The following is a 21,462-nucleotide window of genomic DNA, read 5'->3' as shown; positions in this document are numbered from 1 at the left end:
ATATAAAAATATTAGATTGCTAAAATTTCCGAAATCAATAAGAGATCCTGATTGATTTCATTGTGCTTTTTGATGGCTTCCTCAATCGGTGTGTAGACCAGTTCATTGGAACGCATCCCCGCCATGACGTTGGTCTGTCCATCCATCAGTCCGGTTACCGCACCATAGCCCAGCCGGCTTGCTAAAACCCTGTCGGCACAGCTTGGGGAACCGCCCCGCTGCATATGTCCCAGGACTGCCACACGAATGTCATAATCCGGGAATTCCTGCTTGGTTTTTTCAGCCAGTTCATAAACATTGGCTAACTTTTCGCCTTCTGCTACTACAACGATACTCGATGCTTTACCGGTCTTCTCCGCATTTCTGAAATTGTTGAAAAGCTCATCGATGCTGTCTTTGGTTTCAGGAATCAGAATATCGAGGGCACCCGTAGCCAGTCCGCTGTTCAGTGCAATAAAGCCGGCATCACGGCCCATCACTTCTACAAAGAAAACGCGGTTGTGGGAAGTGGCTGTATCACGGATTTTGTCAATGGCATCCATCGCTGTATTAAGCGCAGTATCATAGCCGATGGTATTGTCGGTCCCGAAAATATCGTTATCAATAGTACCCGGAATGCCGATCACCCGGATCCCGAATTCCTCGTTAAAGATTTTCGCCCCGGTAAATGTTCCGTCTCCGCCGATGCATACCAATCCTTCAATGCCGTGTTTTACGCAATTGTCGTAGGCTTTCTGGCGGCCTTCCGGCGTTCTAAATTCCTGGGATCTGGCAGATTTCAGAATAGTTCCGCCCTGGTTGATTATATTTTTTACGGAACGAGGTCCCATTTTAAGGAAATCATTGTTAATCAGACCGTTATAGCCTTCTCTTACTCCGTAACATTCTATGTTGTAATAATTTGCGGTTCTTACGACCGCCCTTAACGCTGCATTCATCCCCGGAGAATCACCTCCTGAGGTTAAAACTGCAATTTTTTTTACAGCACTTTCTTTCATCTGGTAAAAAATTTCGAACACAAATTTACAAAAACAAGTTCAGATAATGGCAGTAACTTAATAAGAGATTTGAATATAAAGAATTAAAAACTTCTAAAATTTGTGATTTTAAAAAAATACTGCAGGCTTTTGTGGTATTAACAGAACAGGTATAAAATTTTCAATATTCAGGAATAAATAGAAACCTTACCATTTTTCCGTTAAGTATTTCCAGTATCTCCTCGGTACATGCTGGATATGCAGTTTCAGGTTTTTCCTTTCCACAATATTGGTTTTTGTAAAATACCGCTGCCAAAGGGCCTGGTATCTCTTTTCTTCATCATGGAACTTCTGATGGTACTGGTTGAGGTCTATTCTTTCATCAGGATAAAAAAAATCGCAGGTTTCCAGGTCGTACAGAATCCCGTAATGTCTCCGCAGGTCATAGATCATCCATTTCTGATCCTGGTAGCGGTCCTTAAAATGTTTCCGGATCAGCGGAAGTACATTGAAATCAGGATCAACCTTAGCAAAGAAAACGCCGTCCTGCATTTTTTCAAAACGGACAAAAGCTGTCATCCGGTGCCTTTCCCGGTTTACCGATTTGCAGATTTTGGAAATTTTTAAAATAGCATCATCGGCATAATTCTGAAGGATATTTTCGTCCGGATGCTTTATGGATTGCCTGATGGCCGATAAAATCAGCTGTTCCATTTCCGGATCTTCCGAAAGATACACTTTCAACAACTCATTAATTCCCTGTTTTCCGAGACTCGATTCCAGCTTATGTAATACCCTTTCCGATTTTTCGGTCTGCGTAATGACCTCGTGGATCTCTGCAAAGATATTTTCCTGATGAAACCTTTCCCGGCTTGCCATTTCCACGTCTTTGTATTTATACTCGAAAACTTCGAATATTGCTGTTAAAAGTCCGTCAAAACTGCCGTCGTAGAGTAGGGTGGTCATAGATGAATGTAACAATTCGAAAAATGATTTTTTAAATGTTCTAATTGTCATTGACTAGGTAGAATCTTCGATTTCCATAAGATCTTAACATAGTATCAGAAAACTAATGAAAAGATTGTAAGCCTGGATTCCTGCGGAATGACAAATTAAGGTATTAATTGCTAAATTAAATTTATTAAAACAAAGTCAGCTGCTGGGAAAACTGGTTGTGAAACTTGGAAGAACTTCCGCCGATCAGCAGTTTCTTTAAGTTATTATCGGTTAAATATTTCAGGAATGCATTGCCTGCATTAAAATCAATGAAATACTTAGCCCGGTTGACGGCAGCCCCAAGTTTTTTAAGATGGTCGATATTCAAGACCTGAAAACGCCTTGCACTTACAATTTTCTTTGCCGTTTTTACGCCGATTCCGGGAATTCTAAGGATCATCTGATAATCTGCGGTCTGTAAATTCACCGGGAACTGCTCAAGGTGCCGCAAAGCCCAGCTCAGCTTTGGATCTACTTCCAGATCGAGAAACGGCATATTCGGATCCAGGATTTCTTCAGCCTTGAAACCGTAAAACCGCATCAGCCAATCCGACTGGTACAGACGGTTCTCGCGAAGCATGGGAACTTCCGTCGTTAAGGAGGGCAGCCGCTTGTCTTCCAATACCGGAACATAGCCGGAGTAATATACCCTTTTCAGGTTGAAATTTTTATAGAAATGATCGGCCACTTTAATGATCTGCAAGTCGTTTTCATTCGTAGCGCCCACGATCATCTGAGTAGACTGGCCGGCTGGCGCAAACTTAGGCGTTTTCCTGAAAAGTTTCTTTTCGTCTTTATACTGGGCAATTCCGTTCTGGATGTATTTCATCGGATTCAGCATATCCTGCCGGTTTTTTTCAGGAGCCAGCAGTTTCAATCCGCTTTCCGTAGGGATTTCAAGATTGATGGACAACCGGTCGGCGTACAAAGCGGCTTCCTGCATCAGTTCATCGCTCGCCCCGGGAATCGATTTCAAATGGATGTACCCGTTGAAATTTTCTTCCAGACGCAGCTTTCTGGCTACGCGCACCAGACGTTCCATGGTGGTGTCCGCGTTTTTAAAAATCCCTGAGCTTAAAAACAAGCCTTCAATATAGTTTCTGCGGTAAAAATTGATGGTTAAGTCTACGACTTCCTCTACGGTGAAAGCGGCTCTTTTAATATCATTCGAGCTTCGGGAAACGCAGTAAGCACAGTCGTAAATGCAGTGGTTGGTGAGAAGAATTTTAAGAAGGGAAACGCATCGCCCGTCTTCGGTATATGTGTGGCAGATTCCGCTTGCGGAGCTGTCTCCCAAAGCGCCTTTTTTATTTTTCCGTGATCCTCCGCTGGATGAGCACGACACATCATACTTGGCGGCATCGGCCAGTATTTCAAGCTTTTCTTTCAGGCGGTCAAAATTCATATATCGTATTGAAAATAATTATTTTAGATCTTATTTACTTCCCAAAGATAGTTCCAAAATTGATAAAAATCAATCTTTTTTCATTGATGTTATCAACAGTTTAAAGTGACAAAATTAGTATATTTACGCTCATCAAATAATACACAAATCAGCAGGATCTGATTTAACCACTGATACAGAGAAATAAACACATCACTTATGAACCATACACCCGTTGAAGGTTTTTCCAAATTAACAAAAGAAGGAAAAATCGATTGGCTTGTTAACGAATATCTTGAAGGAAAAGAAGAATACCAGAATATATTACAGCAGTATTGGAATGATAACCCCGATCTGCAGAAGCTCCACGACGAGTTTTCCGAAAATACGATTTCCAATTTCTACATGCCGTACGGTATTGCTCCGAATTTCCTGATCGACGGGAAATTATTTGCCCTTCCGATGGCGGTAGAAGAAAGTTCGGTGGTGGCTGCGGCTTCAAAGGCAGCTAAATTCTGGCTGGATAAAGGCGGTTTCAAAACCACCATCATCAACAATGAAAAGCTGGGGCATACCCATTTTATTTTCAATGTTGAATCCCATAAACTGCTTCATTTCTTTAATTTTAATCTAAAGAAAAAATTACTTGAAGCCACGGAAGACATTACCGCCAATATGAGAAAACGCGGCGGCGGAATTTTAGATATTAAACTGGTCGATAAAACAGCTGAAATGCCAAATTATTACCAGTTGAAAGCAAGTTTCGATACGGTGGATTCCATGGGGGCCAACTTTATCAATTCATGTCTGGAACAATTTGGTAAAACCCTAAAGCAGGAAGTGGCCGTAAGTGAAGATTTCAGCCAGGAGGAAAAGCATTCTTTACAGATCGTGATGAATATTCTTTCCAACTTTACACCGGATTGCCTGGTAAGGGCTGAGGTTTCCTGTAAAATTGAGGATCTTAAAGACGACAGCGGAATTTCCAATGAAGAATTTGCCCGGAAATTCAAGCAGGCGGTGACCATTGCTGAAATAGAGCCTTTCCGTGCAACGACCCACAACAAGGGAATCATGAACGGAGTGGATGCCGTGGTGATCGCTACCGGGAACGACTTCAGGGCTACCGAAGCCTGTGCACATGCTTATGCTGCCAGAAACGGGAAATATTCTTCTTTAACCCACTGTACCACCGATAACGGGATTTTCAGATTCTGGATCGACCTTCCGATTTCCGTGGGGGTTGTGGGAGGCTTAACGAATCTTCATCCCTTGGTTAAATTCTCGCTCGCCCTTTTAGGAAAACCTTCTGCGCAGGAGCTGATGAGCATTCTGGCCGTTTCGGGGCTGGCCCAGAATTTCGGGGCATTGCGTTCTCTGGTCACCACCGGAATCCAGAAAGGACACATGAAAATGCATTTGCTGAATATCTTAAACCAAATGGGTGCTACTGAAGAGGAAAAACAGCATTTTGTAACCTATTTCAAAGATAAAACGGTGAGCCATCATGAGGTGATCCATGAGTTTAATAGATTGAGGAATAAGTAATTATGAAAAAATATTTAATTGTTTTAATTGTCATTTTTAGTATTAATTTAAATGCTCAAATGAGTAAAAAGGCTATAACAGAAAGTCTTAATAGAATTTATGAAAATTACATGAGGGAAATTACTGTTATTAATGATAAACTCAAAAATAAATATGAGCCAAAATTTTTAAAAGCGACTACTGATAAAGAGAAACAAGCTTTAAATAAAGAATACCAAAAGGATTACGATTTTTACTTACCGGAAGCGGAAAAATTGCAAGCGCAAAAAATTAAAGAGCTTAAAATTCTTATTAAAAAAATTGAAACTGAAAATCCTCTTATAGGAAAGAAAAAAATATCTGATTCTTCAGGTACAATTTCAAAAGAGCCGTATAAAGAAATTCCTGATTTTGGCCGGATGCCCAATAAGGAAACCGACGAATTAAGAAAAGCTTTTATTAACAACTTCCGTAGTGACTATTTTGATCTTAACAAAACGGTAGAAACGGATCTTCGTATAATTGTAGATTCAGATGGATCATTAAAAAATATTACTGCTACAGGTTCTAATGAAGAATTCAATTATGTCGCAATAATCACAGTATATTCTTTAGGCAAAAAGCTCACGCCCAGCGAATCTAACGGATATTATATGCTAAAATCATATCGATTACCAATAGCAATTAATTTTGATTAAATGAAAGCCATTATTTTAATCTTCAGTGCTAATTACGGGATACTGTCCGTAATTTCGGAGGCATTCGGCTCGCATGCTTTAAAGAAAATTCTATTGTTTTTACTGATTTCCGGACTGAGCTTCGGCCAGCAGAACAATATAACGATTACCGATCTGCTGCCGAAAACAGAAAATTTTGTTTTTCCGGTAGTATCTTACCCGCATGATTCAAAAATTGCGGACAAGATCAATACTTATCTGCAGGTGAATCAGCTGGAATACATTCCTGGCGCGGAGGGAGAACCGTCTGCACTGGTATCTTCAGGTAAAACTTCTTATTCCAACTATGTGTATTTTTACAGCTGGGAGAAGTTGCCGGCGCCTGAAAATATTTTAAGTATTGTTTTGAACGGTGAAGCTTCAGGAGCTTATCCCGAAGACTTCAAAACGTGGAAAAATTTTGATCTCCGGACCGGAAACCTGATCAATGCCAAAGATCTTTTCCAGCCAAATGCTGTTAAAACCATCGAAGGGATCATCCGCAAGAAGGTGCGGAAGGAAATTGATGATTTTCTCACGGATTTAAAATCGCAGAAAAACGCTTCCGGAGAGATGCAGGATCAGATTGCCATGTATGAGGAATGTTTTACGGATTATACCTTGGGAAGCATTCAATACTATTTTACAAAGGATAAAATAAAATTCATTGCCGAACGATGTTCCAATCATGCCATGAGAGCACTGGACGACCTGGATACCCATGAAGTTGATTTTAGCTATAAAGAACTGGAAAAATACTGGAGCCCTTATGCAGAAAATTTATTGTCCGGTGCTCAGCAGGTAAATCAGACGGGCTTCAGCAATAAAATGTATCACGGAAAAATTGACGGAAAATATCCGGTGACCGTTGTCATAGGGAATATCAATACAGATGGTTCTTTTTCAGCAAAATACTGGTATGATAAAAACAAACAACTGATTGAATGGCACGGGAAAATAAAAGGCAGTCATATTTCACTTGTAGAAAGCGGTGAATACAGCAAAGAAGCCGGGCAATGGATAGTGACTGCTCTGATAGAAGCAGATCTTCATGGGAATAAGATTACAGGAACCTGGCAGGATGAGAAGACAGGAAAAAATTTAAAACTGGAATTAGAAGAATTATAATATGAAAACAATTACCTTGATTTTTGGTGCCGCTTACGGAATGCTTTCCGTAATTCTGGGTGCATTCGGCGCGCACGCTTTAAAGAAAATGTTATCGGTAGAAAGGCTGGAAAGCTTTGAAACGGGTGTGAGATATCAGATGTATGCTGCCTTTTTCTTACTGATTGTCGGCTACATTTTAAAATTTGATACCTCTTCCCAAAAATGGATTTCCATCCTGATGATTGCAGGAACCATGCTGTTTTCATTCAGCATCTATGCCCTGAGCATGCAGGATTACCTGGGAATGAACCTGAAGTTTTTAGGACCGGTTACTCCGCTTGGAGGATTGCTGATGATCGTAAGCTGGCTGATGCTGATCTTTTACTTTGCCAAAAACAGAATTTAGTTAGCATTGGAGCGGGTAGATTAATTTCGCACCGATTTTCACGGATGATAGTGTGGCTTCGGCTCCGCTCAGCCACCGGAGCAATTGTACAATCTATGAAATCTTTGATTTTCTTCTTCTGTGCTCTAAAATATACACAAAGCAGGAGGCTAAATCTCATGTTTTCATATGTAAAAGTTTTTGTAACTTTTATAATGAGGTACCCATTAGAAACAAATGATGACTGTAATTTTAAAAATTAAATTAAAATGAAGATCAACAGAAGACGGCGGATTATCAGAACTTTAAATTTGCTGGATCAGCCAATCCGGTTTAACCCGTTCGTATTCAGCCGTACTTTTTTTATGTGGGCCGTCACAGGGCTTGTTGGCGGAATCATTGCCGGTGGTTACTGGATTGTTCTCGAGCACTTTACTGAATTTTTAGCGGAGTTCCAGGGATGGATGGTGATTCCCGTCATGGCGATCAGCGGACTGCTGGCCGGGCTGGTCATCCATTTTATCGGAGATCCGGGAGAGATTCACCTGATCGTTAACAATATCCGGTTCAATAAAGGAAAGCTGGAGCCAAAAAATAACCCTTCCATGATCTTGTCGTCGCTTTTCTGCGTGGCATCCGGCGGAAGTCTGGGGCCGGAAGCGCCTTTGGTACAGGTCACCGGCTCTACAGGAACCTGGCTGGGGAAAATTTTCAGGTTGAAAGGGGAGGAGCTGCGTTCTCTGAGCATTGCCGGAATGGCTTCCGGATTTACCGCATTATTCGGTGCACCGCTCGGAGGAAGCCTTTTCTCGCTGGAAATCCTGCACCACAAGCACGCAGTGGAATATTACAAAGCCATTATCCCGGCGTTGGTAGCAAGCTGTTTCAGTTACCTGATGTTTGCACTGATTATCCATCTGGGAATCGGTGCCACGTGGGATCTGAAAGCCTACCACTATACCGGCGTGTATGATTTCTTATATGCTTCCTTATTCGGCATCACAGGAACTTTATTCGGATGGATCTTTATTTTTGTGGTTAAATTTTTCAAGAAAATTTTTGAATACAGAAAGTTCCCGATTTACATCAAAACCTTAACAGGCGGCATTGTTTTGGGCATTATTGCTTTTTACTTTCCCATTACCCGGTATTTCGGACACAATGAAATCAACCAGCTGATCAACGGGGATTATGCGCTGAATTTTCTGATTATTGTCCTGATCTTTAAAATTATTGCGATAGCTGTTACGGTAACTTCAGGATGGAGAGGCGGTTTCATCATTCCGCTGTTCTTTGTAGGAACAACCTTAGGGCTGATTATCCATCAGCTGTTTCCAACGGTAGATACGACGCTGGCCATTGTAAGCTGTATGGCCGCCATCAATGCCTGTGTTACCAGGACGCCGATGAGCACAACGATTATTCTCGGGACCTTAACGGGGTTCACCTATTTCGTGCCAATTCTTTTTGCGAGTTTAACCGGCTATTTCCTCGCTCCGAAAATTCCGTTTATCGGTTCGCAGGCTCATCAGTTATCAGAAGAATAAAACATAAAAAAGTTCAGGTTTTTCCTAAACTTTTTTATAATGTAAATTTGACCGTAATTTTTCACAAAAAAACTTCCAGCCTCCAGCATCTCTCTTCCGGCTTATTACCTGATTTCTACCTCGGGTTTGCGTTATTGTAAAGGAAATTCTCCCGCATCCATTTCAGCTTATTGAAGCTTTTCAGGAATTTATTGTTCAGCAGAATAAATTTTTCTTGGGCGTCGATCAGTTTATTTTCCCTGGAATTGATCAGGAACAAAGAACTTTCTCCGTTGCTATAACGGATATCTTCTGCCTGGAGCAGCCGCTGGTAATTCGTAAGGTTTTCCCGGGAGATATCGATCTGCGAATGGTAGTTTAAAATTTCATTTTTATAAGTCTGTATTTTGGTTTTAAGCTCCCGTCTTTTAACCTGGGTATCCAGGGAATTCTGTGCCAGCTTAAGCTTGGCAATCTCATAATTGGCTCGGGCTTCCCTTTGAAAAATGGGAATTTCCAGTTTCAGCCCGTACTGGAAATTATTGTCGAACAGCGGGAGATAATCGGCCCGGTAATTTTCCTTATTGAAAAGATTATAGGTAAAATCCAGTTTTGGAAGGAAATTCTGCCATTTAAGCCTCCGTTCACTTTCCAGGATATTTTCTTTCTGAAAATAATACAGCAGTGAAAAATGCTGATCGAGGTTTTGGGCCTCTACATTCTGAACCAGCATTTCAAAATCGCTGAAAGCCTCGCTGCTGCCGGTGGAGTCGGCAGGGTAAATCATGGCGGTGAGATCATAAAGTTCCTGATTGTCTTTCCATAAGAACAGCTGAAGCTCCTGGGTGCTTTTTACAAAATTAAGAAAGGCATCCCTTTCCTGAAGCTGGAAGCTTTGCAGCTGTGAAGCCGCCTCTACCGTGTCTATAGCAGGCCTTTCTCCGAATTGGTAGGTCTTTTTGGTAAGTTCAAGCCTGTTTTTATTAATGGCTACGGCCTTACGCTGAAGCTGGTAAAGCTCAAAATTTTTCACCCATTCCCAGTAGGTGTTTTCGGCTTCAAGAAGCAGGTCGTTGGTAAGAACGGCCTGTTCCGCTTCGGTCATTTTAAGGGCATACCGAGCCTGTTCGAGCATGGCTCTTCTTTTGTCATACAAAAGATTTTTGGCTAACGGAACCGTTACCCCGAACTGATACAGTCCGCCCTTGGTATCGCTGTTGTTGAGCTTTTCACCTTCAAGGTCATTGTAGCTTCCCGTAATATCGATTCCGTACCAAGTCGGAATACCCAATTCCAGGTTCTTCTGTCGGTAATACTGTACACCGTCAATGTCTTTTTCGCCGAGCTTCCCGCTGAGTACCGGATCAAAATTTCCCCGTGCCCGTGTAATCTCTGAAGCGGCAATTTTATTCTGAAGCTGATATTTTACGGCTAAAGGATGATAGGCCTTTACAACGGAAATAAATTCCTTTGCAGAAATTTTAAGCGAATCCTGCGCTGAAAATAGCTGGAAGAACAGCAAAGCAAAAAGCCATATAAGTTTACTTCTTCTTTTCATTCTGAGCGGATTTTTCAGTTTTTACTTCGTAATAATCCGGCGGGAACCCATTGATGTTCCTCCACAGCTCATACCATACCGGCACGTCATTCAGGATAGCAATCCCCTGAACCCCGGTGCCCATTTTAATTTTAGGCGGCCATCTTTTTTCGGTTTTATCCTCAACCACCAATGCTTTGAAAAGCCCGTTTGCACTGATGTTGCTTTCCACGGCAATCACTTTCCCGGCAAAGATCCCGTAGCTCGAATCCGGCCATCCGGAGAATACAATTGCCGGGAAACCGTCGAAAATACACATCACCCGCTGGCCTTCTTTGATAAGTGGAAGATCCACCGGTTTGATGTAAATCTCTACGGCATAATCCGTAGTTTTAGGTACGATGGTTCCGATGCTTTCGGTTTCTTTCAGAATTTCCCCGATTCCGGCTTTATTCAGCTGAACAATCTGTCCGTCCTGGGAAGCTACAATATAATATAACCCCTGCCGGAATTTATAATTAGCTACCTGGTTTTCAAGTTTGGCAATATCTCCTTCACTGCCTTCGATCTGCCCCATGCTCTGAAACCTTTCTCCTTGAGTTTTGCTGAGTTTCTCAGTGTAATCCTGGATCACGGCATTTTGCTCAATCCCGGTATTCATGATTTCCTGCCGGGTCTGGGCGACTTTATTTTCGGTTGAGGTTTTTTTGGCTATGGCATTCTGATAAGAAATACTGCGCTGCTGAAACTGGGTGAGGGAGACCAACCCTTCATCATACATTTTTTTCTGACGGGCGTACTGGTCTTCGGAAAGTTTCAGTTCGTTGATCGCTGCTGCCAGCTCGGCTTCTTCCCCGGTAAGCTTGTTTCTCAGCTGGCTGATTTTAATCTGAAGCTGATTCAGTTTAAGATCTTTCGCCGTTGTAAGAGCCTGAAGCTGATTGTTGGTAGTTCCCACCTTCGCTTCGTAATAATCGCGCACGCCTTTTTTGGCTTCCACCTGCTGCTGGGTCCTTTGTACCAAGAGCGGATCGAAATAATCGTCTTTTACTTCGGAAAGCTGCAGGATCGTATCTCCCTTTTTTATATAATCCCCGTTCTTTACATACCATTTGATGATCTTTCCGGGGATAGGGGAGTTCAGCTGCTGCGGGCGCTGCTCCTGGTATAGCGAGGTCACATTCCCCATAACCTTGATGTTCTGCGTCCAGGGAAGAAACAGAACGATAACCGCCGCCATAAGGATAAAAAAGAACCATCTTTTTACCCGTGACTTTTTATGGATGTTGTATATTTTATCGAATGACTGAATTTTCATACCTGTATTTTTTAAGATAAATATTTAATACTTCCGTTCTCTACATGAATGTGCTGGTCTGCATAATGCAGGATTTCGGAATTCTGGGAAACGACAACGATCGTCGTTTTATGCTTGATTTCCTCCAGATACTGCAGCATTTTATACTTAAAGGTGTCATTCATTCCGTCAATAGGATCTTCAAGGAGCAACAGCTTCTTATTACCGGTCAGGGCCCGCAGTAACAGAATTTTTTTCTTGGAGCTGAATGAAATCTCGGGATCCGTCTCGCTTATTTCGGTAAAGAACCCGTTGGTAAACAGGCTTGAAATATTTTCTGCCCCAATTTTCCCCGAAAGTGCCAGCACGTCTTCGGTATTTACGTTTTCGTTGCCCAAAAGAATATTGTCCTGAACCGTCCCCTGAATAATCCTCATGTCTTCCAGATAAACTCCCATTTCCATTCTGAGTTTATCCTTATCAATATTTTTCAGCGGAATTTTATTGATGAGGATGCTTCCTGCCGTCGGAGGATAAAATCCGGCCATCATATTCAGCAGGAGGGACTTGCCGGATCCCAGTTCACCGGTAATAACGGTAAGCGTATTTTCCCTGATGGTGAAATTAATATCCTGGAGGATATGGATGTGGGTGTTGAAATTGAAATCTACATTCTTAAACTCGATCTCCATGCCTTCTTCTTTCTGAGCCGGGACAATCTCGCCGTTTTTTTCTTCTTCCAGTTCCGTTACTTTGGTCAGTTTTGCCAGGGAAGCAATAACGTCGTAATAGCTTTCTAAGCTGACAATCAGTTTTTCAACTGCCGACATAATGCTTAAAACAACGATCTCTGTTGCAATGAATGCACCGATGTTAAGCTTTTGGTTGACGAGGAGATAAGTTCCGATCACAAGCATTGCCAGGGTAATGATGACTTTAAAAGCAATAATGGTTTTGTACTGGATGACCAATACCCGGAAGTGGGAAGTCCGATGATTCAGATATCCGACCACACGTTCGTCGGCCCCTTTCAGATGGGTTTCGCTTTCGGAATTTATTTTAAAAGTTTTTACCGATGCGGCAATATCCTCAATCCATGAGGCGGTTTCATATTTTTTGTCGCTTTCTTCAATGCTGGATTTAATACCGCTTTCCAATGTGAAATTAAAAATAATCACCACGCAAAGAATGACCAGTGCCCCGAACGACAGGAACCAAGGATGATAAAAAGAAAGAAGGACAATACCGAAAACGATCTGTATAATGGCTGCCGGAATTTCGAGCAGGATCTTTGAGATTCCCTTCTGAAGGTTCTGCGTATCGAAAAAACGGTTGACCAATTCCGGAAGGTAATATTTCCGGGTACCGGACAGATTAACTTTTGGCAGCTTTTCTGCAAAGGCGATAGAGAATTCCACAAAGATCTTCTGCTGGATTTTCTCAATAATCTGCATGACCTTCAACCGGAAATATCCTACCAGCCAGGTCCCCAGGACGACAAAAATAATCAGGATGTAGATGGACGTAGCCATGGTAGCCCCCATTACGAAACTTACGATAGACTGTATCCCTAGCGGTACGCTTAACTGCACAAGGCCATTGAGGATGGCGTAAAAATAAATATTGGTAACATCCTTTTTTTCCTTGGTAATATATTTAAAAAGTTTGTACCCCTGTTCCTTAGGTGTTGCTTCCATATAAAAAATTATAAGAGATTAAATGTAATATGCCTGAGGTAATCCAGGACGTACTGCTGATGTCTGTTTTTTGCGCCGTTATCCGTAAGCTTGGGAAGATGCTCGCTGAAAAACTGCTGGTCATGTGCGGTTTCCAGTAACGTGCTTGCAAAAGAACGCGGATAAGGAAATCCGGGTTTCACTTCAGAAATGATCCCTGAAATAAATCCGCACAGGCTTTTCAAAGGGTTAAACACCATTTCCTTGTTGATCTCATCTACTTCTTTCACATGATACGATTTGCTGCTTTCTGAGATCACGATGGCGTGCAGTCTTGCCAGATTGTAATCTCCGATCGTATTATCCGTCTGATCATTATGGGTAATGATCTCCAGGATTTTTTCCATTTTTTGCATAGGGTCTTTAATTTCCATAAGCCTTAATTTTGCATTAAATTCGATGTAAGACCAATACCAGTTCAGGATGTAGGTCAGCAATTTATGTTTGGACGAAAAGTACCGGTAGACCGTAGCTTCCGTAGAATGGATCTTTTGGGAAAGCTTCTTAAACGTAAACTGTTCAAAGCCGGTTTCGTGAATCAGATCGATGGAGTTTTTAACAATAGATTTTCCAATTTCGCTCGATTCCGGGTCCCGCAGATACAAATAATCATTGACCTTAAATTTTACCTGATATTCCATGTGTATAAATAGCTGTACTTTGCAATAGCAAAATGTATACCGGGAATATATTGATTATAATAAAAGATAGTAATACTATCATTTAGGTTCCGCTTAAAATATCGTATTGTTATTATTGGTAAAGAATGATAACAGATGTTTATACAGAGACTATTAAAAGATAGATAAAATTCTTTCCCGCCTTATTCATTTTTATTAAATTTGTCAACCTTTAACTATTAAAATAAAATAATAAAAATAATATGAATCTTCACGAGTATCAATCAAAAGAGATTTTATCAAAGTACGGAGTAGCTATCCAACGCGGTTTCGTTGCAAACAACGTAGACGAGGCTGTAGCGGCTGCTGAAAAACTAACGGCTGAAACAGGCGCTCAGGGATGGGTTGTAAAAGCTCAGATCCATGCAGGTGGCCGTGGTAAAGGAGGCGGTGTAAAGTTTTCTCCGAATATGGATAAACTTAAAGAAAACGCTCAGAACATCATCGGAATGCAGCTGATCACGCCGCAGACTTCTGCTGAAGGTAAAAAAGTAAATTCTGTTTTGGTTGCAGAGGATGTATATTACCCGGGAGAAACTGAAACGAAAGAATTTTATGTTTCTATCCTGCTGGACAGAGCTGAAAATAAAAACACCGTAGTATATTCTACCGAAGGAGGGATGGATATCGAGCACGTTGCAGAAGTAACGCCACACCTGATCCACAAGGAAATCATCGATCCTACTTTAGGACTTCAGGGATTCCAGGCAAGAAAAATTGCTTTCAACCTGGGTCTTGAAGGAAATGCTTTCAAAGAATTTACGAAATTCATTACATCTTTATATAACGCTTACACAGGAATCGATGCTTCTCTTTTCGAGATCAACCCGGTACTGAAGACCTCCGATAACAAAATTATCGCCGTAGATGCTAAAGTAACTCTGGACGACAACTCATTGTTCCGTCACAAAGATTTAGCTGAACTTAGAGATACGAGAGAAGAAGATCCGATGGACGTAGAAGCAGGTGAAGCAGGTCTTAACTTCGTGAAACTTGATGGTAACGTTGCTTGTATGGTAAACGGAGCAGGTCTTGCAATGGCAACAATGGACATCATCAAATTATCAGGAGGTAACCCAGCTAACTTCCTTGATGTGGGCGGAGCTGCCGATGCACAAAGAGTACAGACGGCTTTTGGAATCATTTTAAGAGATCCGAACGTAAAAGCAATCCTGATCAATATCTTCGGTGGTATCGTAAGATGCGACAGAGTAGCACAAGGGGTTGTAGATGCTTACAAAGCAATGGGTAGCCTTCCGGTTCCGTTGATCGTAAGACTTCAGGGAACCAACGCGGTTGAAGCTAAAAAATTAATCGATGAATCAGGGCTTCCTGTACATTCAGCGATTACTTTGGAAGAAGCTGCCAACAAAGTAAAAGAAGTTCTGGCATAAGCCTGAAACTTTCAGATATACCTAAACCGTTTCATTTCTTGAAACGGTTTTTTTATTTTTAATTAAATATCAAAGCAGTGGAAGAATTCAACGCGTATTATCGGACGGAGAACCTTTGAGTAACTGAAACTCTATGTAAAAAACAATGGAAATCGCTGCCTTTGCCATAAAAAGATTTTGCTGCTAAAACTGATGTACAGGACCGTATTTCTGTAAAAAAGACAGCGGGTAAGTAATTTATGCGTTTAGTTTTCTTGTTAACTATAATTTATCCATTGTAAAATGATTATATTTACAATAAAGCACATTAAATGAGATTATATCTGTACTTTTTTCCCTTTTTATTTCTGAATTGTCAATCCCGGATTGCCGGCAATAATCCGGCGTCCGAAGGAAACAGATTTCTTTTGAAGACAAAAACCATTATCTTTTCTCTTTAACCTCAAAAGATTTTCTTGTTGTCGATTCTCAGGAAAAAATGGATGAGGTATTCAGAATTATTCATCAGCATACCCAGGGAAAAAGATTTTCACCCATTCCTGCCATGGTGGAAAATGCAACCTATGTTATTATAAAGCCGGTATTAAAAAACACCAATGACGTTTCTGTGGAATCGATTATACTGGATAAAGATATACTCTACATAAAAGTAAAAGCCTTTGAAAATCCGGATTTCAGGCCGGAAAGCCGTTTGTCACCAAATATTCTGCTGAAATTGACGGGCAGGGTCACCTTTAAAAAAGTCACTGTTAAATAACAATATATACATCAAATCACATGAAAACCAAAACATTTATTCTCTCGTGCCTGCTGATAGCTATGCAGGGTTTTGGCCAGCAGAATTACTGGACCAAAATACAGGAAATCAAAGTGAGCAGGGAAGACCTAAGCCCGCGATGGACCAATCCGAATACCTTTACTCTATATCACCTGGATCTTGAAAAAATGAAAGGCGATCTTAAAAAAGCGCCCCAGCGTTTTTCCGCTGATGAAAATTTAGTCATCAAATTTCCCGATGCCGACGGAAATATCAGGGATTATATCGTGCAGGAAGCTTCTGTGATGGAGCCTAAACTGCAGGCAGAATTTCCGGATATGCGGGCTTACACCGGATGGCAGAAAGGCCATCCTGAAAATACCATCCGTTTCAGTGTGACACCTTCTACGGGAATCAGCGTCATGTATTTCGATAACTGGGAAGTGAGCTATCTGGACAGTTACACCAAAGATCTTTCCTCATTTATTATTTACAAAAGAAAAGATTTGCCGAAAAACGACCGCCTGTTTGAATGCCATGTGGAAAGTGAGCTGGACCAGCTAAAAAACAACGGTTTAACAGATAAAGCACCGCTGGTTTCGGACGGACAGTTCAGAACATATAGACTTGCCCTGTCGGCTACCGGAGAATATACTACGTTTCATGGCGGAACCGTTTCGCAGGCTATGGCGGCCATGGTGACTACCATGAACAGGGTAAACGGGATTTATGAAAAAACAATCTCTACAACAATGGTCATGGTGGCCAATAACAGCCAGCTTATATACACGAATGCTTCTACTGATCCTTTTACGAACGGTAACCCCAGTGCCATGATCAGTGAAAACCAAACCAATACAAATAACATTATAGGATCTGCGAACTATGACATCGGGCATGTATTCGGGACCAACAGCGGCGGTCTTGCCGGTCTGGGGGTAGTTTGTGTAGCTAATAATAAGGCAAGAGGGGTAACGGGATCCGGAGCTCCGGTAGGCGACCCTTTTGATATTGATTATGTGGCGCATGAAATCGGGCACCAATTTGGTGCCAACCATACATTCAGGGCGGCAACAAGCTCGTGTGCAGGAAATTTCAACAACAGCACGGCTTACGAGCCGGGTAGCGGAAGCACCATTATGGCGTATGCAGGAATCTGCGGGCTTAATAATAATGTCCAGAATAACAGCGATGCCTATTTCCATGCAGCCAGCATTACGGAGATGTATAACGTTATAAGGAGGTCCACCGATTGTTCTGTTAAGACCTCTAACGGCAACAGCGTTCCGATTGCGGATGCAGGCGCAGATTACATTATTCCAAACGGGACAGCCTTTGTGCTCACGGCAACAGGGACCGATCCTGACGGAGATCCGCTGACCTATCTATGGGAACAATATGACAATACCAACAATACCCAGCCTCCGGTATCTAATGCTACGGTAGGCCCGGTGTACCGATCAAGGATTCCGATAACTTCACCTTCGAGGTATTTTCCCGTGCTGAGCGCTGTGGTTGCAAACAACCTTGTTCCAAAATGGGAAGTAACACCAAGTGTAGCCCGAACCCTTAATTTTTCGTTGCTTGTTAATGACAACAAAGCCAGCGGAAATCAGGCCGCAAGAGATGCGATGGTGGTAACGGTAATCGGTGAAGGGCCGTTCACCGTGACTTCACAGGGAACATCAGGAACCAATTACACCGGAAACACCAGCATTCCGGTAACTTGGAACGTCGCAGGAACGAATACGGGATCCATCAATACACAGAACGTCAGCATTATTTTATCCAAAGACGGCGGACAGACTTTCAATACGGTATTGGCGGCCAGTGTTCCCAACAACGGATCAGCCAATGTAACGCTGCCGAACGAGAATGTTGCTTCGGCAAGGATTATGATAAAAGCGGTGAATAATATTTACTATGCCCTTAACACATCGGCCTTTTCCATTACACAGAATGCATTGTCGACTTTGGAAACTTCGGTAAAGAGTTTTTCGCTGTATCCGAATCCTTCTCATGATGTCGTTACAATCCTGCTGAAAAATACTTCACAGAAAGCAGATTATCAATTGTTTGATACTGCCGGCAGACTCGTAAGAGGAGGAAGTTTCAAAGGGGAAACCAAAGTAAGGGTGAATGATCTGGTTAATGGAAATTACCTGATTACGGTTATCCTGGAAAACGGAGAGAAAATCACTGAAAAATTAATCATTACAAAATAAATCCAGCATATATAAAATGAAAGCAGCCGGATCCGGCTGCTTTTTTATGTGAAATTATTAAGATGATTACCAATTTTGAATATAATCCGTTATTGGTAGAACAGAGAATACCAATGATGTTAAAACTGTCAGCTGTGATTCCGGCTGGGAAACTTCCGGCATCGAGCCTCCCTCTCCGAGCTTTTTAACTCTTTTTATTTATCGGAATTTCCGGTAAGACTTCCCGGATCTCCGGCGGTAATGCTGATGCTCGTAGGGGTTACTAATTGAATACCGCTTTGGTCCAGCTTTTCTTTGATCTTAAGGAATGCTTTGCTTTTCAGAATACCCATATTCGCTCCGACCGTCATCCAGAATTTAACCTGTAATGTAAAAATACCCTGTTTAAGATCGGTAAAAATAACTTCGGATGCTTCCGGACGGTCAATGTCAGTAAGTTCCTGAAGAATTTCAGAAGCAATTACTCGGGCTTTGTTGATATCCTGGTCTGCCGGAATTTCAAAATTAAGAATGATTTTCCTTTGTGGCGATGCACTGATGTTGGAAAAAGGAGCATTGAAAATCACCTGATTCGGTATGTAGACTTTCTTCCCGTCGTCACTGATGATTTTCGTAGTCAGAAAGCCAATTTCCATAACGGTTCCTGAATTATTTCCGATACTGATGTAATCCCCGATTTTAAAGGCTTTGTCGATTCCGATCAGCATTCCTGAAAATATACTGGAAACAAGATCCTTCAGCGCAACCCCGGCAATAACCCCGGCTACCCCCAAACTTCCGATAAACTTCCAGAGAAATCCGCTGAATCCCATGATCTCAAGCGCAATAAAGGTCCCCATGATCATGATCAGGAATCGGAAAATACTGATTGTGGTAACCAGAGAACTTTCTCTTTTACTCTTTGGAAAAAATTTATGGAAAAGCTTTACGGCAGCCTTACTCAGATATTTACTGGTAATAAGAAATAAAGAAAATACCACGATACCGACCACAAGTTTGGGTGTAAGCTCCGCAAATTTCAAATACCAGTTTTCCAAAACCCGGTATACTACATCAATATACCCAAGAGTGCCTTTCTCCATTTCAAAAAATATTTTAATTAAAGATACAATTTTTCAACAAAAATTTTGCCAGTTTGAAAAACTCTACTAAATTTGTAGACTAACAAGAGCAAAATATTATGTCAATTAAACTAGGAGATACCGCACCGGATTTTCAGGCAGAAACTTCTGCTGGAAATCTTAATTTTTATGATTATCTGGGAAATTCGTGGGGAATTTTATTTTCACATCCAGCAGATTACACTCCGGTCTGCACCACAGAGCTGGGTTACACTTCCAGATTAAAAGAGGAATTCGATAAAAGGGATACGAAAGTTATTGCCTTAAGCGTAGATGGAGTAGAAGATCATCAGAACTGGATCAAAGATATTAATGAAACCCAGGAAACGGATGTACAGTTCCCGATTATCGCGGATAAGGACAGGAAAATTTCTGAACTTTATGATTTTATTCATCCGAATGCTTCAGCAACGGCAACGGTCCGTTCTCTGCTAATTATCGATCCTGAAAAGAAAGCGAGGCTGATTATTACTTATCCTGCTTCAACAGGCAGAAATTTTAATGAAATTATAAGGGTTCTGGATTCCCTGCAATTGGTTGACTCTTATAAAATTGCTACGCCGGTAAACTGGCAGGATGGTGATGATGTCATCGTTCCACCTTCGGTATCTACGGAAGAAGCAAGAAAAATCTTTCCGAAGGGAGTGACTGAAATAAAGCCGTATCTGAGATATACGCCCCAACCCAATACATGATTTATTTGATTTTTTATAGTTTAGTTTTAATTTGTACGAAAATCGTCCCGGAAATTTCTTCCCGGGACGATTTCATTGTTAAGTATATGTGAGTGTGAAGTGATTGCTTCTTTTTATTTTACATCGTTTACAACGTCTCTCCCTTTTGAAGTTGGGATGAAGATGCTGAAACCAACGTTGAATGTGATATTTGAGTTAAGACCTTCGCTTCCGAATCCTGCCTGCCCCTGGTATTTTACCAATCCTTCTACTCCGATGTTCGGTGTAATGAAGTAAGAATATCCAGGACCAACACCGAAATCAAGACCGCTGGTAGAAATTCCGTTTTCAACAGAAGATCCTCCAACCCCTAAATTTCCTTCGAAGAACCAACGACCGTGGTTTAATAAGTTATCCACTCCTTTTTCTCCCGGAGACAGATAATAACGTCCTAAACCTCCTACTGCATAATCAAATCTTGTAGGGCTTCCGTTGGTTACTTTGCTTACTCCTAGATTTACATAACCACCGACAGCTACATTATCTTCAATAAAATAAGCCGCTTTAGGTTGAATAGCAATATTATAACCACCTCCTGTGTTTAATCCGAAATTACTGGTCAAAAGGCTGCTTCCTACCATCCAGTTTCCTCTTTGGATCTGTGCATTCGCAGTAGTAGCTAAACCAGCAACTGCTAATATTCCTGATAAAATTAACTTTTTCATAATTTATTATTTTAATATTTAAATGCTTATTATTGTGCTTTCAGAAAAACAATAAATGTGCCATACTCATCCTTATGTAGTGAATTGAACATAATTAAAATCAATTTAGAGGATACCACATCACATAATACATTCTGTCTGGCGATGGGCATTCAGACAAGCAGCAGAATAATGGCAACAGCCAGTCCGGCCACCGTAAAAATCATTCCCCTCTTGAACGCTTTTGTTTTGGGGTTGAACATCCAGAAACTGGAAATCACAAAGAAGAATAATGAAATCCCGAAAAACGTATTGAGCGGTGAAAGCGTCTCCTTCGACTGTGATTTGTGAAGCCTGGTCATCTTATCCAGAATGAACGGCAGCTCTTTTTTGGAATATTTTGCGTGTCCGGTTGCCTGGTCATAGGTTCCCTGCTTGAATTTTAAAACACCGCCTTCTGTTTTCTCTACTTCCAGGTTCTTGATTTTTAATTCTTTACCTAGCGCCTTTTCATCCAGGTTTTTTTCGATCACTTTATCGTATTTCTTTTCTTTTTTCAGGAAATCCGTGTCCCGGTACACCAGTAAAACCCCGCTTACTGCATACACGGCCATAATCCCGGCCAGGAAATACCCCAGATAACGGTGGGTAACCCTCATGAAGCTTCTTGTATCTTTAATCTTATCCATATCTAATTGTTTGTTTTGAAATTTCAA

At 41.4% G+C, this 21,462-nt stretch carries 19 protein-coding genes; 9 read left to right on the top strand and 10 right to left on the bottom strand.

What is annotated here, in order from left to right; translation table 11 throughout:
- Window positions 1-11: 11 nt before the first annotated feature.
- From pfkA to FY557_RS02125, 3 genes are all read right to left on the bottom strand, one after another.
- Window positions 12-998 (bottom strand): 6-phosphofructokinase, encoded by a 987-nt coding sequence (pfkA, locus tag FY557_RS02135; protein WP_149245637.1) that lies wholly within the window; start codon window positions 996-998, stop codon window positions 12-14.
- Between the two features lie 186 nt (window positions 999-1,184).
- On the bottom strand, window positions 1,185-1,943 hold the full coding sequence (locus tag FY557_RS02130; protein ID WP_149245636.1) for a TIGR03915 family putative DNA repair protein: 759 nt from the start codon (window positions 1,941-1,943) through the stop codon (window positions 1,185-1,187).
- 175 nt (window positions 1,944-2,118) lie between these two features.
- The gene (locus FY557_RS02125; RefSeq protein WP_149245635.1) at window positions 2,119-3,378 is read right to left on the bottom strand and encodes a putative DNA modification/repair radical SAM protein; all 1,260 of its coding nucleotides are present in this window, start codon (window positions 3,376-3,378) and stop codon (window positions 2,119-2,121) included.
- A 198-nt stretch (window positions 3,379-3,576) separates the two neighbouring features.
- On the opposite strand from FY557_RS02125, the gene FY557_RS02120 reads away from it, so the two are divergent.
- From FY557_RS02120 to FY557_RS02100, 5 genes are all read left to right on the top strand, one after another.
- A complete protein-coding gene (locus tag FY557_RS02120) occupies window positions 3,577-4,905 on the top strand; it encodes a hydroxymethylglutaryl-CoA reductase, degradative (protein WP_149245634.1) in 1,329 nt (442 codons plus the stop codon).
- A 2-nt stretch (window positions 4,906-4,907) separates the two neighbouring features.
- On the top strand, window positions 4,908-5,582 hold the full coding sequence (locus FY557_RS02115) for a hypothetical protein (protein WP_149245633.1): 675 nt from the start codon (window positions 4,908-4,910) through the stop codon (window positions 5,580-5,582).
- Complete coding sequence (locus tag FY557_RS02110) at window positions 5,583-6,728, top strand: DUF4163 domain-containing protein (RefSeq protein ID WP_228451671.1); 1,146 nt, start codon at window positions 5,583-5,585, stop codon at window positions 6,726-6,728.
- A gap of 1 nt (window position 6,729) precedes the next feature.
- Window positions 6,730-7,116 (top strand): DUF423 domain-containing protein, encoded by a 387-nt coding sequence (locus FY557_RS02105; protein ID WP_149245632.1) that lies wholly within the window; start codon window positions 6,730-6,732, stop codon window positions 7,114-7,116.
- A gap of 248 nt (window positions 7,117-7,364) precedes the next feature.
- Entirely contained in the window at window positions 7,365-8,642 is a 1,278-nt protein-coding gene (locus FY557_RS02100; protein ID WP_149245631.1) for a chloride channel protein, read from the top strand.
- 115 nt (window positions 8,643-8,757) lie between these two features.
- Here the strand turns inward: FY557_RS02100 and FY557_RS02095 are convergent, their stop codons facing one another.
- From FY557_RS02095 to FY557_RS02080, 4 genes are read right to left on the bottom strand one after another with little or no spacing between them, the layout of a single operon-like run.
- Window positions 8,758-10,179, bottom strand: coding sequence for a TolC family protein (locus FY557_RS02095; RefSeq protein ID WP_149245630.1), 1,422 nt, complete (start codon window positions 10,177-10,179; stop codon window positions 8,758-8,760).
- Window positions 10,163-11,476, bottom strand: coding sequence for an HlyD family secretion protein (locus FY557_RS02090; protein ID WP_149245629.1), 1,314 nt, complete (start codon window positions 11,474-11,476; stop codon window positions 10,163-10,165). Before FY557_RS02090 ends, FY557_RS02095 begins: the two co-directional genes overlap by 17 nt.
- A gap of 11 nt (window positions 11,477-11,487) precedes the next feature.
- Window positions 11,488-13,152, bottom strand: coding sequence for a peptidase domain-containing ABC transporter (locus FY557_RS02085; RefSeq protein WP_149245628.1), 1,665 nt, complete (start codon window positions 13,150-13,152; stop codon window positions 11,488-11,490).
- An 8-nt stretch (window positions 13,153-13,160) separates the two neighbouring features.
- Window positions 13,161-13,832 carry a TetR/AcrR family transcriptional regulator gene (locus tag FY557_RS02080; RefSeq protein WP_149245627.1) on the bottom strand — a complete coding sequence of 224 codons (672 nt, stop codon included), beginning with the start codon at window positions 13,830-13,832 and terminating at the stop codon, window positions 13,161-13,163.
- Window positions 13,833-14,074: 242 nt separating this feature from the next.
- Between FY557_RS02080 and sucC the strand changes: the two genes are divergently transcribed.
- The 3 genes from sucC to FY557_RS02065 all read left to right on the top strand — a co-directional run bounded on the left by sucC (window position 14,075) and on the right by FY557_RS02065 (window position 18,247).
- Entirely contained in the window at window positions 14,075-15,265 is a 1,191-nt protein-coding gene (gene sucC, locus FY557_RS02075) for an ADP-forming succinate--CoA ligase subunit beta (protein ID WP_149245626.1), read from the top strand.
- A gap of 478 nt (window positions 15,266-15,743) precedes the next feature.
- On the top strand, window positions 15,744-16,022 hold the full coding sequence (locus FY557_RS02070) for a hypothetical protein (protein WP_149245625.1): 279 nt from the start codon (window positions 15,744-15,746) through the stop codon (window positions 16,020-16,022).
- A gap of 20 nt (window positions 16,023-16,042) precedes the next feature.
- Window positions 16,043-18,247 carry a reprolysin-like metallopeptidase gene (locus FY557_RS02065; RefSeq protein ID WP_149245624.1) on the top strand — a complete coding sequence of 735 codons (2,205 nt, stop codon included), beginning with the start codon at window positions 16,043-16,045 and terminating at the stop codon, window positions 18,245-18,247.
- Window positions 18,248-18,441: 194 nt separating this feature from the next.
- Here the strand turns inward: FY557_RS02065 and FY557_RS02060 are convergent, their stop codons facing one another.
- Window positions 18,442-19,329 carry a mechanosensitive ion channel family protein gene (locus FY557_RS02060; protein WP_149245623.1) on the bottom strand — a complete coding sequence of 296 codons (888 nt, stop codon included), beginning with the start codon at window positions 19,327-19,329 and terminating at the stop codon, window positions 18,442-18,444.
- Between the two features lie 98 nt (window positions 19,330-19,427).
- Between FY557_RS02060 and FY557_RS02055 the strand changes: the two genes are divergently transcribed.
- Window positions 19,428-20,063, top strand: coding sequence for a peroxiredoxin (locus FY557_RS02055; protein WP_149245622.1), 636 nt, complete (start codon window positions 19,428-19,430; stop codon window positions 20,061-20,063).
- A gap of 113 nt (window positions 20,064-20,176) precedes the next feature.
- On the opposite strand, the gene FY557_RS02050 is transcribed toward FY557_RS02055, so the two are convergent.
- Together FY557_RS02050 and FY557_RS02045 are read right to left on the bottom strand one after the other, a co-directional pair.
- A complete protein-coding gene (locus tag FY557_RS02050; protein ID WP_149245621.1) occupies window positions 20,177-20,767 on the bottom strand; it encodes a porin family protein in 591 nt (196 codons plus the stop codon).
- Between the two features lie 152 nt (window positions 20,768-20,919).
- Complete coding sequence (locus tag FY557_RS02045; RefSeq protein WP_149245620.1) at window positions 20,920-21,435, bottom strand: hypothetical protein; 516 nt, start codon at window positions 21,433-21,435, stop codon at window positions 20,920-20,922.
- Window positions 21,436-21,462 lie beyond the last annotated feature (27 nt).

Origin of the sequence: Chryseobacterium sp. SN22 (assembly GCF_008329705.1) — a bacterium.
GTDB lineage: Bacteria > Bacteroidota > Bacteroidia > Flavobacteriales > Weeksellaceae > Chryseobacterium.
Note: the sequence above shows the minus strand (reverse complement) of the source record. Positions and strands in the feature narration are given on the sequence as shown.